27 protein-coding genes and 1 other annotated feature (1 of these 28 running past the window's edge) are annotated in these 19,597 nt (G+C 36.8%); of the genes, 8 read left to right on the top strand and 19 right to left on the bottom strand.

Annotated features, from left to right (window positions below):
* The first annotated feature begins 250 nt into the window (after positions 1-250).
* Both AC4BBX_RS11245 and AC4BBX_RS11240 read left to right on the top strand, forming a co-directional pair.
* Complete coding sequence (locus AC4BBX_RS11245) at positions 251-679, top strand: acyl-CoA thioesterase (RefSeq protein ID WP_490453910.1); 429 nt, start codon at positions 251-253, stop codon at positions 677-679.
* 129 nt (positions 680-808) lie between these two features.
* Entirely contained in the window at positions 809-973 is a 165-nt protein-coding gene (locus AC4BBX_RS11240) for a hypothetical protein (RefSeq protein WP_490453909.1), read from the top strand.
* Between the two features lie 44 nt (positions 974-1,017).
* Here AC4BBX_RS11240 and AC4BBX_RS11235 read toward each other — a convergent pair whose 3' ends face one another.
* Positions 1,018-1,881 carry a VOC family protein gene (locus tag AC4BBX_RS11235; protein WP_490453908.1) on the bottom strand — a complete coding sequence of 288 codons (864 nt, stop codon included), beginning with the start codon at positions 1,879-1,881 and terminating at the stop codon, positions 1,018-1,020.
* 112 nt (positions 1,882-1,993) lie between these two features.
* Here AC4BBX_RS11235 and AC4BBX_RS11230 point away from each other — a divergent pair, with 112 nt between their 5' ends.
* From AC4BBX_RS11230 to AC4BBX_RS11215, 4 genes are read left to right on the top strand one after another with little or no spacing between them, the layout of a single operon-like run.
* Entirely contained in the window at positions 1,994-2,767 is a 774-nt protein-coding gene (locus AC4BBX_RS11230) for a threonine/serine exporter family protein (protein ID WP_490453907.1), read from the top strand.
* The gene (locus AC4BBX_RS11225; protein WP_490453906.1) at positions 2,764-3,228 is read left to right on the top strand and encodes a threonine/serine exporter family protein; all 465 of its coding nucleotides are present in this window, start codon (positions 2,764-2,766) and stop codon (positions 3,226-3,228) included. The genes AC4BBX_RS11230 and AC4BBX_RS11225 overlap by 4 nt, the downstream gene beginning before the upstream one ends.
* Positions 3,225-3,662, top strand: a complete 438-nt coding sequence (aac(6'), locus tag AC4BBX_RS11220; protein WP_490453905.1) for an aminoglycoside 6'-N-acetyltransferase — start codon at positions 3,225-3,227, stop codon at positions 3,660-3,662. The genes AC4BBX_RS11225 and aac(6') overlap by 4 nt, the downstream gene beginning before the upstream one ends.
* Positions 3,663-3,669: 7 nt before the next feature.
* Positions 3,670-3,969 carry a DUF2316 family protein gene (locus AC4BBX_RS11215; protein WP_490453904.1) on the top strand — a complete coding sequence of 100 codons (300 nt, stop codon included), beginning with the start codon at positions 3,670-3,672 and terminating at the stop codon, positions 3,967-3,969.
* Between the two features lie 249 nt (positions 3,970-4,218).
* Here AC4BBX_RS11215 and AC4BBX_RS11210 read toward each other — a convergent pair whose 3' ends face one another.
* From AC4BBX_RS11210 to AC4BBX_RS11160, 11 genes are all read right to left on the bottom strand, one after another.
* Positions 4,219-4,860: an SGNH/GDSL hydrolase family protein gene (locus tag AC4BBX_RS11210; RefSeq protein ID WP_490453903.1), complete on the bottom strand. Its 642-nt coding sequence runs from the start codon at positions 4,858-4,860 to the stop codon at positions 4,219-4,221.
* Between the two features lie 95 nt (positions 4,861-4,955).
* On the bottom strand, positions 4,956-5,147 hold the full coding sequence (locus tag AC4BBX_RS11205) for a hypothetical protein (protein WP_490453902.1): 192 nt from the start codon (positions 5,145-5,147) through the stop codon (positions 4,956-4,958).
* Positions 5,148-5,154: 7 nt separating this feature from the next.
* Positions 5,155-5,538, bottom strand: coding sequence for a DJ-1/PfpI family protein (locus AC4BBX_RS11200; RefSeq protein WP_490453901.1), 384 nt, complete (start codon positions 5,536-5,538; stop codon positions 5,155-5,157).
* 92 nt (positions 5,539-5,630) lie between these two features.
* Positions 5,631-5,990 (bottom strand): 50S ribosomal protein L20, encoded by a 360-nt coding sequence (rplT, locus tag AC4BBX_RS11195; RefSeq protein ID WP_490453900.1) that lies wholly within the window; start codon positions 5,988-5,990, stop codon positions 5,631-5,633.
* Positions 5,991-6,057: 67 nt separating this feature from the next.
* Complete coding sequence (gene rpmI, locus AC4BBX_RS11190) at positions 6,058-6,258, bottom strand: 50S ribosomal protein L35 (RefSeq protein WP_490453899.1); 201 nt, start codon at positions 6,256-6,258, stop codon at positions 6,058-6,060.
* 66 nt (positions 6,259-6,324) lie between these two features.
* Positions 6,325-6,846: a translation initiation factor IF-3 gene (infC, locus tag AC4BBX_RS11185; RefSeq protein WP_490453898.1), complete on the bottom strand. Its 522-nt coding sequence runs from the start codon at positions 6,844-6,846 to the stop codon at positions 6,325-6,327.
* A 40-nt stretch (positions 6,847-6,886) separates the two neighbouring features.
* Positions 6,887-7,015, bottom strand: a sequence feature (ribosomal protein L20 leader region).
* A 92-nt stretch (positions 7,016-7,107) separates the two neighbouring features.
* A complete protein-coding gene (locus tag AC4BBX_RS11180; protein WP_490453897.1) occupies positions 7,108-8,277 on the bottom strand; it encodes a pyridoxal phosphate-dependent aminotransferase in 1,170 nt (389 codons plus the stop codon).
* Between the two features lie 11 nt (positions 8,278-8,288).
* Entirely contained in the window at positions 8,289-9,077 is a 789-nt protein-coding gene (locus AC4BBX_RS11175; protein ID WP_490453896.1) for a carbon-nitrogen family hydrolase, read from the bottom strand.
* Positions 9,074-10,075 carry an alpha-ketoacid dehydrogenase subunit beta gene (locus AC4BBX_RS11170; protein WP_490453895.1) on the bottom strand — a complete coding sequence of 334 codons (1,002 nt, stop codon included), beginning with the start codon at positions 10,073-10,075 and terminating at the stop codon, positions 9,074-9,076. The genes AC4BBX_RS11175 and AC4BBX_RS11170 overlap by 4 nt, the downstream gene beginning before the upstream one ends.
* On the bottom strand, positions 10,068-11,054 hold the full coding sequence (locus AC4BBX_RS11165; protein WP_490453894.1) for a thiamine pyrophosphate-dependent dehydrogenase E1 component subunit alpha: 987 nt from the start codon (positions 11,052-11,054) through the stop codon (positions 10,068-10,070). Before AC4BBX_RS11165 ends, AC4BBX_RS11170 begins: the two co-directional genes overlap by 8 nt.
* Before the next feature lie 14 nt (positions 11,055-11,068).
* Positions 11,069-11,890: a MetQ/NlpA family ABC transporter substrate-binding protein gene (locus tag AC4BBX_RS11160; protein WP_490453893.1), complete on the bottom strand. Its 822-nt coding sequence runs from the start codon at positions 11,888-11,890 to the stop codon at positions 11,069-11,071.
* A gap of 644 nt (positions 11,891-12,534) precedes the next feature.
* Between AC4BBX_RS11160 and AC4BBX_RS11155 the strand changes: the two genes are divergently transcribed.
* Positions 12,535-12,933 carry a DUF1801 domain-containing protein gene (locus tag AC4BBX_RS11155; RefSeq protein ID WP_490453892.1) on the top strand — a complete coding sequence of 133 codons (399 nt, stop codon included), beginning with the start codon at positions 12,535-12,537 and terminating at the stop codon, positions 12,931-12,933.
* A 59-nt stretch (positions 12,934-12,992) separates the two neighbouring features.
* On the opposite strand, the gene nox is transcribed toward AC4BBX_RS11155, so the two are convergent.
* Positions 12,993-14,327, bottom strand: a complete 1,335-nt coding sequence (gene nox, locus AC4BBX_RS11150) for a H2O-forming NADH oxidase (RefSeq protein ID WP_490453891.1) — start codon at positions 14,325-14,327, stop codon at positions 12,993-12,995.
* Between the two features lie 492 nt (positions 14,328-14,819).
* Between nox and AC4BBX_RS11145 the strand changes: the two genes are divergently transcribed.
* Complete coding sequence (locus tag AC4BBX_RS11145; RefSeq protein WP_490453890.1) at positions 14,820-16,133, top strand: metallophosphoesterase; 1,314 nt, start codon at positions 14,820-14,822, stop codon at positions 16,131-16,133.
* 41 nt (positions 16,134-16,174) lie between these two features.
* On the opposite strand, the gene AC4BBX_RS11140 is transcribed toward AC4BBX_RS11145, so the two are convergent.
* From AC4BBX_RS11140 to msrB, 6 genes are all read right to left on the bottom strand, one after another.
* Positions 16,175-16,528 carry a hypothetical protein gene (locus AC4BBX_RS11140; protein WP_490453889.1) on the bottom strand — a complete coding sequence of 118 codons (354 nt, stop codon included), beginning with the start codon at positions 16,526-16,528 and terminating at the stop codon, positions 16,175-16,177.
* A gap of 29 nt (positions 16,529-16,557) precedes the next feature.
* Positions 16,558-17,010, bottom strand: a complete 453-nt coding sequence (locus AC4BBX_RS11135; RefSeq protein ID WP_490453888.1) for a low molecular weight protein-tyrosine-phosphatase — start codon at positions 17,008-17,010, stop codon at positions 16,558-16,560.
* A complete protein-coding gene (locus AC4BBX_RS11130) occupies positions 17,007-17,585 on the bottom strand; it encodes a TetR/AcrR family transcriptional regulator (RefSeq protein ID WP_490453887.1) in 579 nt (192 codons plus the stop codon). The genes AC4BBX_RS11135 and AC4BBX_RS11130 overlap by 4 nt, the downstream gene beginning before the upstream one ends.
* A 15-nt stretch (positions 17,586-17,600) precedes the next feature.
* Positions 17,601-18,602, bottom strand: a complete 1,002-nt coding sequence (gene ruvB, locus AC4BBX_RS11125; protein WP_490453886.1) for a Holliday junction branch migration DNA helicase RuvB — start codon at positions 18,600-18,602, stop codon at positions 17,601-17,603.
* Positions 18,603-18,612: 10 nt separating this feature from the next.
* Positions 18,613-19,218: a Holliday junction branch migration protein RuvA gene (gene ruvA, locus AC4BBX_RS11120; RefSeq protein WP_490453885.1), complete on the bottom strand. Its 606-nt coding sequence runs from the start codon at positions 19,216-19,218 to the stop codon at positions 18,613-18,615.
* Positions 19,219-19,319: 101 nt separating this feature from the next.
* Positions 19,320-19,597: the 3' portion of a peptide-methionine (R)-S-oxide reductase MsrB gene (msrB, locus tag AC4BBX_RS11115; RefSeq protein ID WP_490453884.1), read on the bottom strand. Its footprint extends 160 nt past the window's final position; 278 of the gene's 438 nt are visible here — the last part of the coding sequence; its start codon lies beyond the right edge, outside the window; it ends in the stop codon at positions 19,320-19,322.

The following is a 19,597-nucleotide window of genomic DNA, read 5'->3' as shown; positions in this document are numbered from 1 at the left end:
TAGATGAGGATGAATTACGCAGTGTTGGAAGTAGTGAACTTCTGCTTCTTACACCGCGTTTGAACGCCGAAAGCTTTGAGACTCATTAGAGGCTCAGAGCGGTCTTCTGCAATGAGTGTCTTTTTTGGACAGTTGAACTGGAAGTTTTAAAACCAGTAACATTTTTAAAGATGTTTGTACCAACAATCACTTGCATCTAAAGACTTCCACCGATACACTAGTAATAAGATATTGAAAGTGAGTGATAATTTTGACCAAATACTCTGGCTATTCTCGTAGTCCACATTATTATGAAACCGATCAAATGAGCATTATTCATCATTCGAACTATATTCGTTGGTTTGAAGAAGCTCGTGTAGATTTTTTAGCCTTTCTAGGATTACCTTATCAGCTAATTGAAGAAGCTGGCTTAATCGTCCCTGTATTAGAAGTGACGGCTCAGTATAAAAATATGATTCATTATGGAGATACAGTTCGAATTGATGTTTTTGTTGAAAAATATACTGGAACACGCTTAGATTTCACTTATGAAATTCGTAATAAAGAAGAACAACTGATGACAAATGGCTCTAGCAAACACTGTTTCATGAGTCGAGATGCTCAACGTTTGGTTCACTTAAAGAAGGTTGCACCAGAGTTTCATCAAACATTCGCAACTTATGCACAGGCAACGCATTAATTTCTTTAAAAAAAATGTGATTTTTTGTACAATTATTAGTTATTCATTAAAATGAATACGTTTTTTTTGATTTTTTCTGTCTACTACGTATAATTTAGATTAGATTAAAATTGAAAGGAGAATAATACCATGTACGTTGTAAAAGTATTTCATGGCTATATCACTAAAAATGGTCAACGGACACGTGACAAATCCCCAGATAAATTGTTGCTTTTCCAAGATAAGAAACAATCTCAAGCATTTGCTGATAAAATCGGTGGTCATGTAAAAAGATTAGAAGAAGCCAAATACTAAGTCTAAGTATCTCCCCAGTTTGGAAAGTTACTTGGCTTTTTTTCTTAATCAAATTGATGATATACTTCCTCTAATCTATCAATCTCAATTTTTTTCATTCCATACAATGCCTGCATAACAGCTGCGGCTCTTTCAAGATTCTGATCGTCTGCTAGTTCATTCCATTTAGCAGGAGTAATTTGCCAAGAAAGACCGTAAACATCTTCCGCCCAACCGCAAGGACCTTCTTTGCCATCCTTTGTTAGTTTCTCCCACAAGAAATCGATCTCTGCCTGATCTTCACAATCAATACAAATGGAAAAAGCCATCGTAAAATCAAAATCATGTGCAAGTTCACTATCCATCACTCTAAAGGATTTTTCTGACAGAGTAAATAATGCTTGTTGAATATTCCCTTTTGATACAACTTCTTCAACTATATAGCTCTTTGGTAACATAGACATCCAAAATTCCATAGCTTCTTTGGCTTTGCCAAACTGCTCATTGGCAAACATGAATGCTGGACTGATTCTTTGTGGAATTTTAGCTAGATTTAGTTGCCAAGAAAGACCATATTTATCTTGTATCCAGCCATAATACTCACTAAATGGATAAGACTGTAGAGGCATTAAAGCTGTTCCCTCCACTGACAAAGCTTGCCAAATTTTCTCTAGTTCTTCGATGGTCTCACAATCGACAAAAAGAGAAGTTGCTGGTGAAAAGATAAATTCTGGGCCGCCATTTAATGCCATAAATCGTCCCCCCGCCAAGGTAAAATCAACCGTCAGTACCGAACCTTTAGGCTTGTGCTCATCATCCATATAATACATCACTTTATCTATTGAACTGTCTTGAAATAACGAAGTATAAAATTCTGCTGCTTCTACCGCCTGATCATCAAACCACAAACATGGATAAATCTTTTTCATTTTCTTCACAGCCTTCCTAAATTTTAACTTTATCATAAAGAATTTTTGCTAAATTTACTACTAAAGTGATAAAATCACTGCAGTTAGAAATATTTCTCAGGAGGAAGTTGAATTGAAGGAACAAGAACGCTTTGACCTCGTCTACGATATTGGCGAAACCTTATTAAAAAATGGTGCAGAAATCAAACGTGTAGAATTGACCATTTCTCATGTAGCTAAAGCCTTTCAGCTAGATAACTTTGATAGCTATGTGTCCATCCACGGAGTTTTCCTTACCTATCAACACCAAGATTCTACTGTCAGAGCAAGGGTGAGAGATACGCCTATTTCTCCAATTTCCTTAGGACGAATTGATGCGATTAATACTTTGTCCAGACATATTACAGAAGGTAAAATCGGTCCAGAAGAAGCCAAGACACGCTTAGAAGCAATCAAAACAGAGTCTTACAGTTCTACTAGATTAAAAATTTTGGCTTTTATCTTTGGGAGTGCTAGTTTTTGTTATGTCTTTGGAGGAACGTTGGTTGATGCAGCGGGTGCCTTATTATTAGGGGGATTCTTAGCACTGTACACAATTTATCTCATCCCAAAAATGAAATTGTCACCGATTATCATTTACGTAACGAGTAGTTTTTTAGTTAGTATTTTAGCTTCTATTTTGGTTTTATTGTTTCCAACACTTAATTTGAATATGTTGATTACAGGTGGCATTATCCCCTTGCTTCCGGGAGTTGCCATTTCAAATGGGATACGGGCTTTATTTGATGAAGATTATCAGTCGGGATGGACACAAATTCTGTTTGCGGTAATTACTGCCATGTCTATTTCAATTGGTGTCGGGATGGGAATCTTATTTTCTAACTATATATGGACGGTACAATTATGATGAATATTTTTTTACAATTACTTGCTAGTTTTATTGGAACTATTTCCTTTGCTATTGTTTTTGACACACCAAGAAAATATTACTTTTATTGTGGACTAATCGGTAGCTTAGGCTGGGGTGTTTATTTACTTGTCTTTTATTTGAGTAATCAACTAACTTTTGCGACCTTTGTTTCTTCGGTTGCTTTGATTATTCTTTCAAGAGAAGCTTCTTTTGGTTTAAGAGCACCAGTAACCATTTTCTTAATTTGTGGGATTTTTTGCTTAGTACCTGGTTTAGGCATTTATAATTTTGCCTATGAATTTTTCGTTGGTGATTCATCAATTGCTGCTCAATCTTTAGTCAGAGTGGTTCAAATTGCCATTGCTATTGCCATCGGTATTACAGTTGGTTATGAATTTCCACCGAAGTTTTTTTATATGTATCGTCGTCGTTTGAAACAACAAGGAGTAAACAAATGATTATTCAAGCAACTATCAATGATTTAGCAGCCCTCTTGCATATCATCGTTAAGCTTTGGGGACGTACTGAAGAAAACTACTTTGAAGAGTATCAAAATTTACTCACTCAGTCTAATTCAGCTATCTTTCTTTTTATAGAAGAAGGGCATGCTTATGGATTCGCCCAATGTCAGCTACGACAGGACTATGTTGAGGGGACTAACAGTTCACCTGTAGGTTATTTAGAAGGAATCTATGTTGAAGGCTCACATCGCCGACAGGGCATTGCTGGTGAGTTATTATCCGCTTGTCAAAAATGGGCCAAACACCAAGGTTGCACGGAGTTTGCCAGTGACTGTGAACTGGATAATTTTCTCAGCTATCACTTCCACTTACACTATGGATTTATCGAAGTGAATCGTATTATTTGTTTTAAAAAAGAATTAATAAAGTAGGGATTTTATGTCTTTATCTGCATCGCAAAAGAAAGCCACCATCCAAGAGTTCCAGCAAAATATTGAATTACTTGGTTATTCCTTAGAAAAAATTGCTTTAGAATTAGATTCAACACCTGCTTATCTCAATAAAATTTTACACCTTGAAACTGGCGTTCTCGAAGAACCTTGGATATTACGCAATTACTTATTAGAAAAATTAGCACAAGAAAACAAAATTGCTATTCCCTTCACTGCTCTAAAAGGTGCAGCCGAAGATTACTGGTTTTTAGATATAGATAAAATTAAACGAGGAATCACCAAATAACAACAAAATTCCTAAGTATGGTATAATAAACAGATACGAAAGATATTTTTTAGCAAAGCTTTCATTTGTTTTTATGAAATTTAATCTCACTGGCGTAACTAAAGGGTTACAAGGATGTATTAGAGGTTAGGGAATACATTGTTTGAATGAGAAATAAGGAATAGTTAGTAATAGTACCCTCACAACTTTAAAAGATAAATATTTATTAGTTAGATAGCCTGCTCGATATCGAGCAGGCTATCGTTCATTTTATTCACTTATATATTCGCAACGCTTTAAAATCTCTTGTGCAATCACACCGTCTCCGGCAATTGTTGGATGTACACCATCCTCGGCGTAATAACTAGGAGTCGTTGCGATGATTCGCTCCGCAAAAATCCCATCCAATGGAATATATTCACAACCAAATTCACTTGCTAAATAACGAATTCCCGCAATCTTTTGGTCTAAATCTTTCCGCCAATGCATACGCTCTTGTGGGCATGGTAAAACAAAAGGCTCTAGAATCATAATACGTTGAACACCTGCCTGAGTCACTCTTTCTAGAAATCGACGATACGCTTTTTTGAAGCGCTCAGCCTCTTCTACCGTTCCAAATGACTCATTCTCTAGATTGTGCCACGTGTCGTTGATTCCGATTAAAAAGACTAGTACATCTGGCTTTAAGTCTAAACAGTCCTTCTCTAAACGATTTAAAATATCATCAATTCGATGCCCATTAATTCCTCGATTAAAAAAGGTAAAGTTTCCTTTGGGATATTGACTATAGAGAAAAGCTGAAGTTAATAACGGATAGCCTAAACCCAAACTAGAATCATTGCCATATTCACGATTATTGTCAGTAATACTATCTCCTAAAAATAGAATTCGATCGTTTTTGTATAGTTTCATGATATGTCTCCTAACAAATTGGCTTTTTTATTATTATAACGCTGATCTTATAGATTAGTTAGAATTTCATCAAAAAAACTATGTTTTACTTCAATTTATTCTCCGACAAATAAATCTTCATCACTTTTATCATTCCAAACATATTCAATACTGTCAGCAATTTTTTTAGCAATCTCTTTCCCATGTTGATTAGCTACAAAACCCAACGCCATATCCATTCCTGCTGCCACACCTGAAGAGGTATAATATTTATCAGCAACCACCCAACGAGCTTTACGCTGCCACAAAACCTTTTCATTCGTAGACACGACCCAATCGAAGGCTCGTTGCTGGTTTCCCATCAATCAACCCTGTTTTTGCCAATAATGCCGAACCCGTACAGACAGTCAAAACAAAAGAGGCTTTTTCACAATATTTTTTTAAAGAAGCTATCCATTCAGAACGATTAACTAATTGTCTGGTCGCTTGTCCACCAGGAATTACAAGGATACCGGTAGAATCAATCTCAGTAAATGGTTGAGTTACAATAATCGCTTGTTGATTGCTCGTAATTTCTCCTCCATTTAAAGAATAGTAGTTTAATTCGTACACATCTTTTAATTTACCTAACGTTCCAACAACGCCAAATAAATCTAAATCCTCAAAACCATCAAACACAACAAAATTGATTGCTTGCATGTGATTCCCTCCTAAACATATGCTATAAATTGATTTATTATAGCATACAAAAAACTCCCCACTCAAATGAGTAGGGAGCAATCAGTCATTGATTATTTTGACAAAGCAGATTTAGCTTGGTCAGCTAATGCAGTAAATGCAGAAGCATCATGTACAGCTAATTCAGCCAACATTTTACGGTTGATGTCGATTTCAGCAACTTTCAAACCGTGCATTAATTTTGAGTAGCTTAAGCCATTCATACGAGCTGCAGCGTTGATACGTGCAATCCATAATTTACGAAAATCGCGTTTCTTTTGACGACGATCGCGATATGCGTAGCTATATGATTTCATTACTTGCTCTTGAGCTGTTTTAAATAAAGTATGTTTTGAACCGTAATATCCTTTTGCTAGTTTAAGCATTTTTTTGCGACGCTTACGAGCTACAGTTCCACCTTTAACACGTGCCATGTTTAATTCCTCCTAATGAATCTTCTCTTGAATTTTTTTAATTTTGTAAAGTCTAATCGCGTATGGATTATTTCATTCTTGCTAATTGTTGACGGATACGTTTGTAATCGCCACTTGATACCATACTTGCTTTACGCAATTGACGGCGTTGTTTCTTTGTTTTACCGTGGAAACGGTGACTTGTGAACGCACGGAATCTTTTCAATCCGCCTGAACCAGTACGTTTTACGCGTTTTGCTAATCCGCGGTGTGTTTTTTGTTTTGGCATAACTAATTTCCTCCTCAAAATCTTTCGTTATCTGACTGTTGACTGACTGAGCAGTTAGTCTCTTATCTACTTGTCGTTTTTAGGTGCAAGCACTAAGAACATGCTGCGACCATCCATTTTCGCTTTTTGTTCTACTGTTGCAATATCAGTAGTTTCATCCGCCAAGCGATCTAGGACTCTCTGACCAATTTCTTTATGGGTAATGGCACGGCCTTTGAAACGGATAGAAGCTTTCACTTTATCGCCTTTTTCAAGGAATTTACGTGCATTACGTAGTTTAGTATTGAAATCATTCACATCAATCGTTGGACTTAAGCGAACCTCTTTAACGTTGATTACTTTTTGTTTTTTACGAGCTTCACGTTCTTTTTTCTGTTGTTCGAAACGATACTTTCCGTAATCCATGATTCGCGCAACTGGTGGTTTTGCATTAGGAGCTACTAAAACTACATCTAGGTTTGCTCTCTCTGCAATACTTAACGCTTCTGCTTTTGTCTTCACTCCAAGTTGTTCACCGTTTTGATCAATCAAACGCAACTCACGTGCACGAATGCCGTCGTTTACCATCATATCCTTTGCTATGGTCATTCACCTCCAAGTTATTTGAGAGAAAGAAAGAATTGTCGAAATGACAATAAAAAAACGAGTTCTTCTACAAGAACCCGCACGTACTCCACACTAAATCGTTTAGTCGGAATCCTATTCTGCCCAGTAATTTTCTCACTTAGGCGAGAAGCGGGTGCTTCTGCTTTCATTTCTCAACTTTTATATCATATCATCTGTGAAGGTCGTTGTCAATAGTTTAGGGTTAAAAAGATTATCGATATTACCTAATTTCTTATCTACAATCTACATAAAAATTAGTCCTAACTCTCCGATTCTTCTCACAGCTTCAATTAAACGTTCCTCATCAACCAGAAGACCAATTCGTACGAAACCCTCCCCGCCTTTTCCAAAGCCATTTCCCGGTGCTACTGCAACTGAGGCTTTCTCCAATAAAAGTTCCGCAAATGATAGGCTATCATATCCTTTTGCAACTGGCATCCAAGCGTAAAATGCCCCCTCTGTAGGGTAGGCAATCCAACCAATCTTAGCAGCAGCATGAACAAAAACATGTCGTCTTTGATTGTATAAGGCAACTAACTCATCTACTTGTTCATAACTCTCCAAAGCATAAACACTTGCTTCTTGTATAGCAGGAAACAGCCCGACAAACAAGTGGTCTTGTATCAGATTAATGGCTTCAATCATTGCTTGATTTCCTACTGCAAAAGCAATCCGCCATCCTGCCATGTTAAATGTTTTAGACAAGGTATACAGTTCAATGCCCACGTCCTTTGCTCCTTGACTTTGTAAAAAGCTGACTGGAGCTTCTGTCTCATTCCCCAACGCTCCATAAGCAAAATCATGTACTACAGCAATTCCATTTTCTTTTGCAAACGTAACTGTTTCATCAAAAAATGCGTTAGTAGCTTGTGCTCCGGTTGGATTATTAGGATAATTCAAAAACAGAAGCTTAGCCTTTTCTACTATTTCTTCCTCTAAAGAATTGTAATCAGGTAAATAACCATTTTCAGGTAGTAAAGGAACTAATTCTTGCTGTACTTTAGCTAAGGTCACACCAGATAGATAATCTGGATAGCCTGGATCAGGTAACAATATAGTGTCTCCTGGATCAAGTAAAGCCAATGGCAGCTCGACCAATCCGATTTTCGCCCCACCCATCACAGCAACTTCTTTCTCGGGATCTAGTTTTACGCCATACCGTTTCCAGTAAAAATCAGCAGCAGCTTGTTTGAACGATCGGTTCCCTCTAAATTGAGAGTATTTATGATTTTCAGGATTTGCTACGGCTTGTTGCATCGCCGTAACTATTCCTGCTGGTGTCGCTTGATCAGGATTCCCTTGCCCTAGATTAATCACATCATTTCCTTCTAAGATTTTTTGATTGACCTGTTTAACAAGTTGTGCAAAAAACTGGGTTGGTAACTGCTTCAAGATTTTAGCATTTGATATCATACCTTTCCTCCTCACAAATATAAGTTTGTTCGACGATCTTCAAATACTGGGAACCCTTTTCTAACATTACTTACTTCTTGCATATTAATCTCAATCCGTCCAAAATCTTCTGAATCCTCTAGTTCCAAAAGAATATTCCCTAGAGGATTAACAATCATAGAATGGCCCCCAAACTTGTTGTCAGGGTCTTCACCCACACGATTTACCGCTGCTACAAAACACTGATTTTCGATGGCTCTCGCTTGAAGGAGTTTTTTCCAGTGATCAATACGAACGGTAGGCCATTGGGCTGAAAATAGGAAAAGTTCTGTTTTCTGGCTAGCACTTTTTCGCAAAAATTCTGGAAACCGTAAATCATAACAAATGAATGGTGCCAACGGAACTCCCAAAATCGTTGTCTGCACAAGTTGATCACCTGCGTGCAAGAATTTTTCTTCCTGCATTAAACGGAACAAATGCACTTTATCATAACTAGCTAGAATTACTCCGGATGGTGTAACTATATACGTGGTATTGAAAAATTTGTCATCGCTTTGTCTGGCAATTGATCCTCCTGAAATATATACCTGATATTCTTTGGCCAGCTGCGAGAGAAATAATTGCGCCGTTTCTCCGTCCCTATCAGCAATTTCTGAGAGACGAGTCAAATCATACCCCGTATCCCAAAGTTCTGGTAAAAGTACGAGTTCATTTGGCTTTAGTTCAGCTCGTTCAAACCACCGGCGAATATTCTCTCTGTTCTTCTTTGGATTGCCGAATGAAACATCTATCTGCAATAATACGATTGATAGTTTTGTCATTTCATCACCTTTTCTCGTTTTTCTACACTTTTCAAAATCGTTGCAATGATTTCCTGTTCATCGGCAAAGACGTAGTTTTCCAATGGCGGACTGAATGGAACTGGAACAAATTTAGCCCCCACACGCAGAATTGGTGCTTGTAAATACTCCCAAACATTTTCTGCCACCCGCGCTGCAATCTCACCACCAACACCGCCAATTTTAATAGCCTCATGGACAATCACCAAACGTCCGGTCTTTTTCACTGACTGATAAATTGTTTCTGTATCGATTGGTACAATACTTCTTAAATCAATCACTTCTACATTAATTCCATAAGTTCTCTGAATATGCTCCGCTGCATTTAACGCTTTGGACAACATTAACGAATACGATACTAAAGTAACGTCTGTCCCTTCTCTAACTACTTCTGCCTTATCCAAAGGAGTAATTACTTCTCCTTTAGGAACGTGGCCTGTGATAGGAAATAGCCCCTTATTTTCAAAGTAAATCACTGGATTGGGGTCTTGAATGGCCGCTTTTAACAAACCTTTTCCGTTTTCCGGAGTGGAAGGAATCACAACACGAATTCCCGGGATTCCCATAAACCAAGATTCCAACGATTGCGAATGTTGTGCAGCACCATGCTTCATTGAACCATCAGGCGCTCGCAATACTAGTGGTAGAGAAGCCTGACCACCGAACATATAACGTGCTTTTGCCATTTGATTCAAAATTTCATCCATCGTAATACCAATAAAATCCGCAAAATGAAGATCAATAATTGGTTTAGAACCGGCGATTGCTGCACCGACGCCTGCTCCAACTAGAGCAGTTTCAGAAATCGGGGTATCTTTTACACGCTCACCAAACTCATCTTTTAGTCCAGTAAACTGACCGAAGATACCTCCTTGTTTGGCAATATCTTCTCCAAAAACAAAAACACGCTTGTCTGCTCTCATTTCTTCTATCATCGCTTCTCTAGTTGCCTCTGAAAATGTAATAATACGATTACTCATACAATGTTACCTCCCCAACAAATAAATCTTCCAAAGCTTCTTCTGCTTCTGGAAATACACTGTTTTCTGCAAAGGTGATTGCATCTTGCAATTCAGCCTCAAGTTTGTCATCTATTTCCCTCAAGTCAGCTTCAGAAACAAGCTGTTGGCGAATAATTTTTTCTGTGAAACGGGTGATGGGATTGTTATTTTCATATTGCTCTTGTACCTCTTTTTTGGTTCTATACAACTGTGGATCAGCTAGAAAATGACCTTCGATACGATACGAAAGACACTCCAAAATGCTTGGCCCTTCACCATTGCGAGCACGATGAATCAATTCAGCTGAAACATTTTTGACTTTTTCAACATCGTTGCCATCAATTGTAATTCCTGGAATACCATAACCTTTCGCTCGTTCAGACAATTGCGGGATTGATCCCGTTTCGCTAAATCTGGTTGTCGATGCCCAACCATTATTCTCACAAACAAAGACTACTGGTAATTTCCAACTTGCTGCCAGATTTACCGCCTCATGAAATGTCCCTCGATTACTAGAACCATCTCCAAAAAAGCAAACAGCGACTTCTTTTCCTCCTCTTTGCTGTATTGCCAAAGCGGCGCCAGTGGCAATATTGAATCCACCACCGACTACGCCATTTGCTCCCAACATCCCAACACTAAAATCTGCCAGATGCATCGATCCGCCTTTCCCTTTACAGTATCCTGTTTTTTTCCCATAAAGTTCAGCTAATGATCGATCCAGTTTGGCACCTTTAGCCAAAGTATGACCGTGACCACGGTGGGTGCTAGTCACATAGTCATCCTTTGTCAGATTGCTACATACTCCAACAGCAATTGCCTCTTCTCCAATATATAAATGTGTTGGGCCAACAATGTCTGTTCCGCTTTTTTCTTTTACTGTTTCTTCAAAACGACGAATTCGTCGCATCTCATAATATAAGTTCAATGCTTCTTCTTTAGTTAGATTTGTCGACATCTTCCCACCTCGTTTTACCATAAAGGCAATACAGAACCTTTATATAATTCATCAATCAGTTTTTTGGATTCATCAGTGCGATAGGCATCTACGATTTTTTTATAGACTTCGTTGTCTTTATTATCTTCTCTTGCAACAATGATATTATAATATGGCTTTGACTCTTCATTGACTGGTTCAATAAAAATCGCATCATCTTTAGGAATAAAACCTGCATCCAATGCCATAAATACGTTAATTACACTAGCACCTACATCTGGCAATGAACGAGCTGTCTGAGCTGCCTCCATTTCTAAGATTTTTAGATTCTTAGGGTTTTCAACGATATCCTCTGATGATGGATTTGTTCCTTCTTCGTATTCAAGTTTGATTAACCCTGCCGATTGTAAGAGCAACAGTCCGCGTGCAGCGTTCACAGGGTCATTAGCAATTGCCACTTCTACTCCATCTGCAATCTCTTCCACAGAACCATACTTATCCGAATATAAACCAATCGGATTTAGTACTGTTTCACCGATAGCCACTAGATGACCATCATTCGACGCATTGAAATCATCCATCAAAATATATCCTTGAAAAGCATTAAGCTGAATATCGCCATTTTCTAAAGCTTCATTTGGTTGAGTATAGTCAGTAAATTTTACTAACTCTATTTCAATGTTCTCCTCTTTAAGATGCTCAATCACTGGCTCCCAGACTTCATTACTGTCACCAACAACTCCTAGTTTGACAAGTGTTGACTTCGTTTCTTCCGCTGAGTCATTGCCACAGGCTGCTAAACCAACCACGGCTGCAGCCAAAATTACTATTGAACTTAACCTTTTAATTTTCTTCATTCATACTTCCTCCTTTTTAAATTTAAGTATAAAAAAACCTCCCAGAAATTAATCTGGAAGGACGAATGAACTCGTGTAACCACCTTCATTTATTCTATGTCTCACAACATAGAAACTCTGCCAGTACAATCTTTAACTCAAGATCAGACCGCGTCACTATAACGGGCACTCCCGTCAACTGCTTATTCTTCGAACTCACAGTTGAATGCGAAAAAGACCATCTTCCAACTATCTTCCCTTACCCCTTTTCACCAACCGAGGCTCTCTTTAAAAGAAAAAACTAATTGTACTCTTCTTTTTATTGCATAAATTTTTTATTGGAGTCATCATAGCCTTCAAAAATCAAGAAGTCAATGAGACGCCTCATAGTTTTTTTCGATTACAGAAGCAATTTAATCAAACAAATTATAAGCTTCCTAGCTAAGAAATAGAACAAGCACAAAAATTTGTAACCGATAGATAAAATGAATCACTTGAAATTTTAGTTTGCGTTTTGATACTGTTTTTTTATTATTTTCGCTTAGCTTTCAAATAACTAAATGTCATTTCGTTTTTCTAAAATAAGTAGGTTGGATATTAACAATTTCCATCCTCCCATGCTATACTATGCTTACCTTTAACACATACAAATTGGAGGACAAAAAATGAATATCCAAGCAAACACAATTGAAGAACTGATTGATTCAAGCAACCATCGCGAACTTTTCCAAACATTAGACCAATGGATGCAAGATACTTTCCCTGATTTATCTAGACGTTTAATTGCTAGTGGGACGATTACTTTTATTGGCTACGGAGATTTAAAAAATCCGGCTGATGATATCTATACTTGTCTACTCAGTTTGGCGCCACAAAAGAACAACATTTCATTTTATATTGGTGGCGAAAAAAATGGCCAACCAATTTTAAAAAGCTACGAAGAACATTTTGCCAAATCAAATATTGGCAAAATCTGTCTCCGACTAAAAAATGTAAAAAAACTAGAATTCGACATTTTAGAAGCAATCGTCCGTGACTCGATTGCTTGGAACGAAGAAGACTAAAATTTATAAACCACACAAAAAAAGCATCCGCCAATCTGACGGATGCTTTCTTAATACTATTATTCAGCAGCTAAAGCAGCTTTATTAATGTAGTTATATGGTTGGTTAAAGTGTGGCAAGAAGAATAAGTCTAACAAGGCTAATTCATCTACAGTCACTCCACGTTCAATTGCTAATGAGAACATATGGATAGCCATTGAAATTTCTGAAGTTGTTGAAGCCATTTGTGCACCAACAATACGACGAGTATTTGCATCGTAAACGATACGAATTTTAACTTTGTCGTTGTTTTTCATGAATACAGGTTTTTGAGTATCTTCAAAATCAGTGTATTTAACATCTAAGCCAAAACGAGCTGCTGCTTCAACAGAGTAACCAGTTGAAACCATGTTGTAACCAAAGATTGAAATACCATTTGATCCTTGAACTCCTGGAGATTCAATGCTGTTTCCTCCGATGTTTTCACCAGCAACCATACCAGTACGTACAGCGTTTGTTGCTAAAGCAATGTAAGCTGTGTTTTGTAAAGCATTTGAGTAAACTGTTGCACAGTCACCTACTGCATATACATCTGGGTTACTAGTTTGTTGATGACGGTCAACTAGGTAAGCACCATTAACAAATAAATCTAAATCTTCTTTACCTAATTCATTGTTTGGTGAAAAACCAATTGCGTTGATAACTAAATCAACAGCGTATTCACCTTTAGCTGTTACCACTGTATCTACTTTATCAGTTCCTTTGTATTCTTGAACTAATTCACCTAAGTGTAATTCGATTCCATTGTCAGCTAAGTTTTTATCCATGTTATCAGTAAATGGACGGTCATAGTAGTTAGGTAAAGAACGGTCAGCAGCATCAAATAATAATACATTTTTGCCACGACGTTTTGCCGCTTCTGCCATTTCAACACCAATGTATCCAGCACCGATAATCGCCACATTTTGGAATTCGTCTTGTGCTAATAAGCCATCAATAAATTGTGCTTCTTGGAATTTTTTCATAAAAGTAATGTTTTTCAAGTCACGTCCAGGTACATTTGGAGAAATTGGAATTGAACCAGTTGCTAAAACAAGTTTGTCATAAGATTCCACAATTTCTTCGCCAGCAGATGTTACTGAATGAACTTCTTTTTTCTCAAAATCAATGTGATCAACAGCTGTTTCTAGATAAACTTTTGCACCTTTTGCTTCGAAGTCTTCGCGGTTTGTATAGAATAAACCATCTACTTCATCAATTTGGCGACCTACCCATAATGCTGTTCCACAGCTTAGGTAACTAAAATTACTGTTACGCTCAATCATTACTACTTCTTGATCTTTAAAGTTGTCTAACAGTACATTTCCTGCAGCGATTCCTGCATGGTTAGATCCGATAATAACTGTTTTTGTCATGTAAATTTCCTCCTAGTAAATACATAAGAATAAAGCTCGCTAAACGAACAAATCCTTTATACATTCATTAGTATATCTACATTGTGAATTAAGAAACTATCACTTTTTTATGCACAAGCCAAAAATATGAGAGTTTCCATAAAAAACGTTGAAATAACGGGATTTCATCGTTTTCAAAAAAAGCGAAAAAAATCACTTGTGAAGAAAAGTGGAATAACAAAAAAAGTAGCCTGCCGATGGGGATCGACAGGCTAAGGAGTAAAAATGAAAAAGTGTTCTTAGGGTGTTTGTTGGTATGTATATAATATACTCAACAAATATGAAAAAAGTATGATGATTCTGTTTTTATTTCGTAGAGTTACTATTAAATAACATTTACTTTAAAATCATTTACGCGTAAGCTAAATAATAAGAATCTCACAATATCGTCTATTTAATCATTAAAATTTAGAATATTCTCAAAATTCAAACAAAAAAAACAAGGAGCTTTCTATGAAGAAAAAAAATCTTTTCATTCTTATATTTTTATTTTTAAGTCCATTTATTTTAGGTAATATCCAAGAAAAAGATGGAGAAATATTTTCTGAACAACCCACATTTTGGATTCTTTCAGATCCTCATTTTTTGACTACTGAACTACATGATCAGGGACAAGCTATTCAAGATATGCAAAAGATATCTGCTGGTAAGGATATTTTTTATCAAGAGGAAAGCTGGGAACTTCTACTAAAACAAGCGAAAAAAGACCAACCTGATGCCTTGATTATTACTGGAGATTTGACCTTCAATGGTGAGAAAAAAAGTGCCGAAAAACTAGCATCTTATTTTGCCGAATTAGAGGAGTATGATATAAAGACTTTTGTTATTCCGGGGAACCACGATATCTATGATGGTTGGGCCAGAGAATACCAAGATGAACAACAATTAAAAACACCACAAATTAGTCCAAAAGAGTTTCAAAATATTTTTTATCCTAGTTATGAGGATGCAAAAGCAAAAGACCCTTCCTCCCTAAGTTATGTTGTCGAGGCTACTCCACAGTTTCAATTTCTTTTTTTGGATACGAATGTCTATGCTAGCCAAACATCTAACCAGCCACCTGAAACTAGGGGGGAACTCTCTAAAAATAGTCTCTCATGGATTAAAAAACAACTTAAAAAAGCGCAAAATAACAAAAAGACTACTTTAGTATTCATGCATCATAATTTATTTAAACACAATGAGCTAGTCTATAAAGGATTTGTTTTGGATAACGCAAGTGAATTGGAATCTTTATTATCTAGCTATCAAGTTCCTATGGTATTTTCTGGGCACATTCATGCTCAAGATATTCTACAAGGGATAGAAAGTTCTATTATTGAAATCACCACTGGTTCCTTTGCGATTGCTCCCCAAGTTATCGGTGAGCTTCGTTTGAACTCTGATAAAATAGCTTATCAACGTCTAACCTTAGATACTTCCTCTAACACTGAATTGCAATTAGATGAATATATGAAAAATTTGTTTATTCACGATGGTGAACAACTTGCCGATCAAACCCTATTGCAGCATGAAGTTTATGAAGAAATTCGTATCCCCATTGCGAAACTAGTTGGACAAATCAATTACCAATTCTTTGCAGGTGAGGACTATTTAACCACCGAGGAAGTGGCGAAGTGGAAAGAAACAGAAGGCTATCAATTGTTAGTCCAACAAAAAGTTCCTTTTTTACTGGATTATCTTGAATCTATTATCCAAGATACCAATCTTCCTGACACAGAACTACTCTTAGAAAAAGAAAGAGTATGGAAAATTATCAACCAATAAATATATTAAAAAGACCTAAGTTATTTGCCAACTTAGGTCTTTTAACGTGTAATACGTTTATTTGTTCCATCTGGTGAAAGAATACTGATACGCTCAATATCCACTAATTGGATAATACGTACTTGATTTTGTTTATTTTGAACTTTGATGATTACTTGATCTTTACCTACTTTTTTACCAACAACCCAACCAGAAATCACTTCTTTTTCTGACTCAAGCTTCAATACCACCAAACTTTTTTCCTGTGCTGCCTGTTGCAAAGTAGCCGCTATTTCTCTTAGGTTCTCTTGCTCCATTCGTTGATCGGCATCATCACTAAAAAAACTGTCCAATAATTTAGTTGAAGTCATGACAATAAATTGTCCCACTCGCCTAAGTGTTAAATTTTTTTTCATACCAATCATCCCCTTTTCTTTAGGAATTTTCACTTCAAAAATCGTTCATGCCAAAAAGGTAGCGCCTCTGATAACATTTGATAGGTTTGTTCAAAATTTCCTGTATACCAAGGATCTGGAACTTCATCGGATTCTTTTTCAGGAACTACTTCCATATACAAATGAACCTTTTCTGCGGTCCCTATTGGCGCCATTCTTAATAAATCTGCCACATTTTGATGATCAAGGCCGATAATCCAATCAAATTCGAAAAAATCATTGGTTTTAATTTGTCGAGAATACATCGTTGAAAAGTCAATTCCTTCTCTTCGTAGAATCGCTTGTGTTCCAGGATAAACTGGATTCCCCGCTTCCCAACTACTAGTACCGGCTGAATCAATTTCTAATGCTAGTTGATGAGTCTCGCTATACTTTTTCATCAAACCTTCTGCCATTGGTGACCGACAGATATTTCCTAAACAAACGAATAAAACTTTTGTCATTTTGTCACCTCTCCGTTTTTTTGATAAAGACGATAAGAAAATGCTTCGATATCTTGTGCTAATCTAAATAATTCCATTGCTATTTCCATTGGTGATTCTTGAAAACCCTCTTTAATCCAAGTCTCTAAGATGCCACTGCATCCAAAAGAGAAAAAACGTGTATAAAACTGCAAATCTTTTTCAGAAAGAACTTGCTCTTCATCTACTTGTAGTAAAAGTTGATGAAACATGTTCTGAACTATTTGGAAAAACTCATCCATCAAAATACTACGATCTCCTTGTAGTGTAGTGGCGTAAAAAGAAGAAATTTGCTGCATTTGTTTGAGCATTTTTAAGACTTGTTCTTCCCAATTATCCAAGGATACATCCTTTGAAGTCAAATATTTTAATGAATCGTTGTGATACACCCAGCGTAAAAGTGCTTTTTTATCAGAAAAATGATAATAAAAAGTCTGACGATTAATATCACAACGAGTCGTGATTTCTTGAATACTGATTTTAGCGTAGTCTTTTTTTTCACATAATTCAATCAATGCGGAAGCAATCATCGTTTTGGTTTTTACACTTTCTGCCATATAAAGTCCTCACTTTTAATTCTCTTGATAAGGATAACCAAAATGTTCATAAGAAAGAGGCGTTGCGACACGACCTCTTTGGGTACGTTTGATAAAACCTTTTTGGATAAGATAAGGTTCATACATATCTTCCACTGTTTCTCGCTCTTCACCAATATTGATTGAAAGTGTGCTTAAGCCAACTGGACCTCCACGATACAATTCAATCATGGTTTTAATCAGCTTTTGATCAATCAAATCAAGTCCGGCACTATCTACTTGCAACAAAGATAATGCTTTATCAGCAATTTGCTGATTAATAATCCCATCTGCTTGCACTTGTGCAAAATCTCGAACACGTTTCAATAAACGATTGGCAATTCTGGGAGTCCCTCTTGAACGTCTAGCAATCTCAATCGCTCCCTCTTCAACTATTTCTGTGTCAAAAATAGAAGCCGATCGTTGAACAATCTCTTTTAAATCATTTTCCTCGTAATATTCCATATGAGAAATAATCCCAAAACGATCTCGTAATGGTGCTGATAACATGCCAGCTCGAGTTGTTGCCCCAATTAAGGTGAAGGGAGGTAAGGGAAAGTGAACAGGATGAGCGGTTGTTCCTTGTCCAACCATAATATCCACATAAAAGTCTTCCATTGCAGAATAGAGCATTTCTTCGGCGACTCTTGGTAAACGATGAATTTCATCGACAAATAAGACATCTCCTGGTTCTAATTCATTTAAGGTAGCCACTAAATCCCCTGGCTTTTCAATCGCTGGCCCGCTTGTTGTACGGATATTAACCGCCATCTCATTTGCAATAACCATTGCCATTGTCGTCTTACCTAAACCGGGAGGACCATACAATAAGACATGATCCAAAGATTCTTCACGATTTTTTGCCGCTTGAATATAGATACTCAATTCTTGTTTTACTTTATCTTGACCAATATATTGTGCAAAATATTGTGGACGTAATGATTTTTCAAAAAATTCTTCCTCTTGATTTGCATCGGGTGAAATCATTCGATCTGTCATCTCTTACTCCTTACTTTTTCATCATTAACTTCAATGCCGCTCTTAAATAATCATCGGTTGACTGGACGGGTTCTTGAAGTAATAGTTTGTTCACACGCTTAATTTCTCTTTCACTATAACCTAATGCTTGTAATGCTGCCATTGCTTCTTCCAAGGCTTGATTGTCAGACGTTGTGAATAGTTCGATAGGCATCTCGCCAGTCAATTCTCCAGCTAACTCTCCTAGTTTTCCTTTTAGATCTAAGACAAGTTGCTGAGCTGTCTTTTTACCCACTCCAGGAAATTTCGTTAAATACGTAATGTCCCCAGTTTCAATGGCCGCGATTAAGCCTTCGTGATCTTCATTTGCCATGATAGCTAAGCCACTCTTTGGTCCAATACCTGACACACTAATTAATCTTAAAAATAATTGCTTTGCCTCTAAACTATTAAAACCATACAAGGTATGAGCATCTTCACGTATCACTTGATGAATAAATAATTTTATTTCCTGATTCATTTTTCCGCTATATCGATAAGGATTTCCTGAAGCAATTTGATAGCCTATCCCATTCGTCTCAATCACGATATAAGCCGGATGAATTCCCGTTACTTCGCCAATAATATATTCGTACATAGTCTTTCCTTTCTGCACATATGTTCCCTTTATTGTACCATAAATTGATAAGGATATGAAAAAAAAATCAAGTAGCTTGTTTGCCACTTGATCTTCAAACATTATTGGACGTATTTTTTGTATTCACTGTAGCCTTTTTCATCCATTTCCTCTAAAGGAATAAATTTTAAAGATGCAGAATTAATACAATATCTTAAACCACCTTGATCAATTGGCCCATCCTCAAAAACATGTCCTAAATGAGAATCTGCCTCTTTGCTTCGGACTTCAACTCTTGTCATACCTAAAGTATTATCAACATTCTCTTGAATTTCAGTTGAAGGTAAAGGACGAGAAAATGCTGGCCAGCCGCATCCTGCATCATATTTATCGGTAGAAG

Source organism: Enterococcus sp. AMC1157, assembly GCF_058216555.1.
Note: the sequence above shows the minus strand (reverse complement) of the source record. Positions and strands in the feature narration are given on the sequence as shown.

Excerpts from the sequence above, each read along its gene's own strand:
- AC4BBX_RS11155 (WP_490453892.1), top strand. The coding sequence starts at position 12,535 with ATGAATATCCAAGCAAACACAATTGAAGAACTGATTGATTCAAGCAAC.
- AC4BBX_RS11175 (WP_490453896.1), bottom strand. The coding sequence starts at position 9,077 with ATGACAAAACTATCAATCGTATTATTGCAGATAGATGTTTCATTCGGC.
- AC4BBX_RS11210 (WP_490453903.1), bottom strand. The coding sequence starts at position 4,860 with ATGAAACTATACAAAAACGATCGAATTCTATTTTTAGGAGATAGTATT.
- AC4BBX_RS11240 (WP_490453909.1), top strand. The coding sequence starts at position 809 with ATGTACGTTGTAAAAGTATTTCATGGCTATATCACTAAAAATGGTCAA.
- AC4BBX_RS11225 (WP_490453906.1), top strand. The coding sequence starts at position 2,764 with ATGATGAATATTTTTTTACAATTACTTGCTAGTTTTATTGGAACTATT.
- AC4BBX_RS11200 (WP_490453901.1), bottom strand. The coding sequence starts at position 5,538 with ATGCAAGCAATCAATTTTGTTGTGTTTGATGGTTTTGAGGATTTAGAT.
- AC4BBX_RS11160 (WP_490453893.1), bottom strand. The coding sequence starts at position 11,890 with ATGAAGAAAATTAAAAGGTTAAGTTCAATAGTAATTTTGGCTGCAGCC.
- nox (WP_490453891.1), bottom strand. The coding sequence starts at position 14,327 with ATGACAAAAACAGTTATTATCGGATCTAACCATGCAGGAATCGCTGCA.
- AC4BBX_RS11140 (WP_490453889.1), bottom strand. The coding sequence starts at position 16,528 with ATGAAAAAAAATTTAACACTTAGGCGAGTGGGACAATTTATTGTCATG.
- rplT (WP_490453900.1), bottom strand. The coding sequence starts at position 5,990 with ATGGCACGTGTTAAAGGTGGAACTGTAGCTCGTAAGCGTCGCAAAAAA.
- infC (WP_490453898.1), bottom strand. The coding sequence starts at position 6,846 with ATGACCATAGCAAAGGATATGATGGTAAACGACGGCATTCGTGCACGT.
- AC4BBX_RS11135 (WP_490453888.1), bottom strand. The coding sequence starts at position 17,010 with ATGACAAAAGTTTTATTCGTTTGTTTAGGAAATATCTGTCGGTCACCA.
- AC4BBX_RS11165 (WP_490453894.1), bottom strand. The coding sequence starts at position 11,054 with ATGTCGACAAATCTAACTAAAGAAGAAGCATTGAACTTATATTATGAG.
- AC4BBX_RS11235 (WP_490453908.1), bottom strand. The coding sequence starts at position 1,881 with ATGAAAAAGATTTATCCATGTTTGTGGTTTGATGATCAGGCGGTAGAA.
- AC4BBX_RS11180 (WP_490453897.1), bottom strand. The coding sequence starts at position 8,277 with ATGATATCAAATGCTAAAATCTTGAAGCAGTTACCAACCCAGTTTTTT.
- ruvA (WP_490453885.1), bottom strand. The coding sequence starts at position 19,218 with ATGTACGAATATATTATTGGCGAAGTAACGGGAATTCATCCGGCTTAT.
- ruvB (WP_490453886.1), bottom strand. The coding sequence starts at position 18,602 with ATGACAGATCGAATGATTTCACCCGATGCAAATCAAGAGGAAGAATTT.
- AC4BBX_RS11215 (WP_490453904.1), top strand. The coding sequence starts at position 3,670 with ATGTCTTTATCTGCATCGCAAAAGAAAGCCACCATCCAAGAGTTCCAG.
- AC4BBX_RS11130 (WP_490453887.1), bottom strand. The coding sequence starts at position 17,585 with ATGGCAGAAAGTGTAAAAACCAAAACGATGATTGCTTCCGCATTGATT.
- AC4BBX_RS11145 (WP_490453890.1), top strand. The coding sequence starts at position 14,820 with ATGAAGAAAAAAAATCTTTTCATTCTTATATTTTTATTTTTAAGTCCA.
- rpmI (WP_490453899.1), bottom strand. The coding sequence starts at position 6,258 with ATGCCAAAACAAAAAACACACCGCGGATTAGCAAAACGCGTAAAACGT.
- AC4BBX_RS11170 (WP_490453895.1), bottom strand. The coding sequence starts at position 10,075 with ATGAGTAATCGTATTATTACATTTTCAGAGGCAACTAGAGAAGCGATG.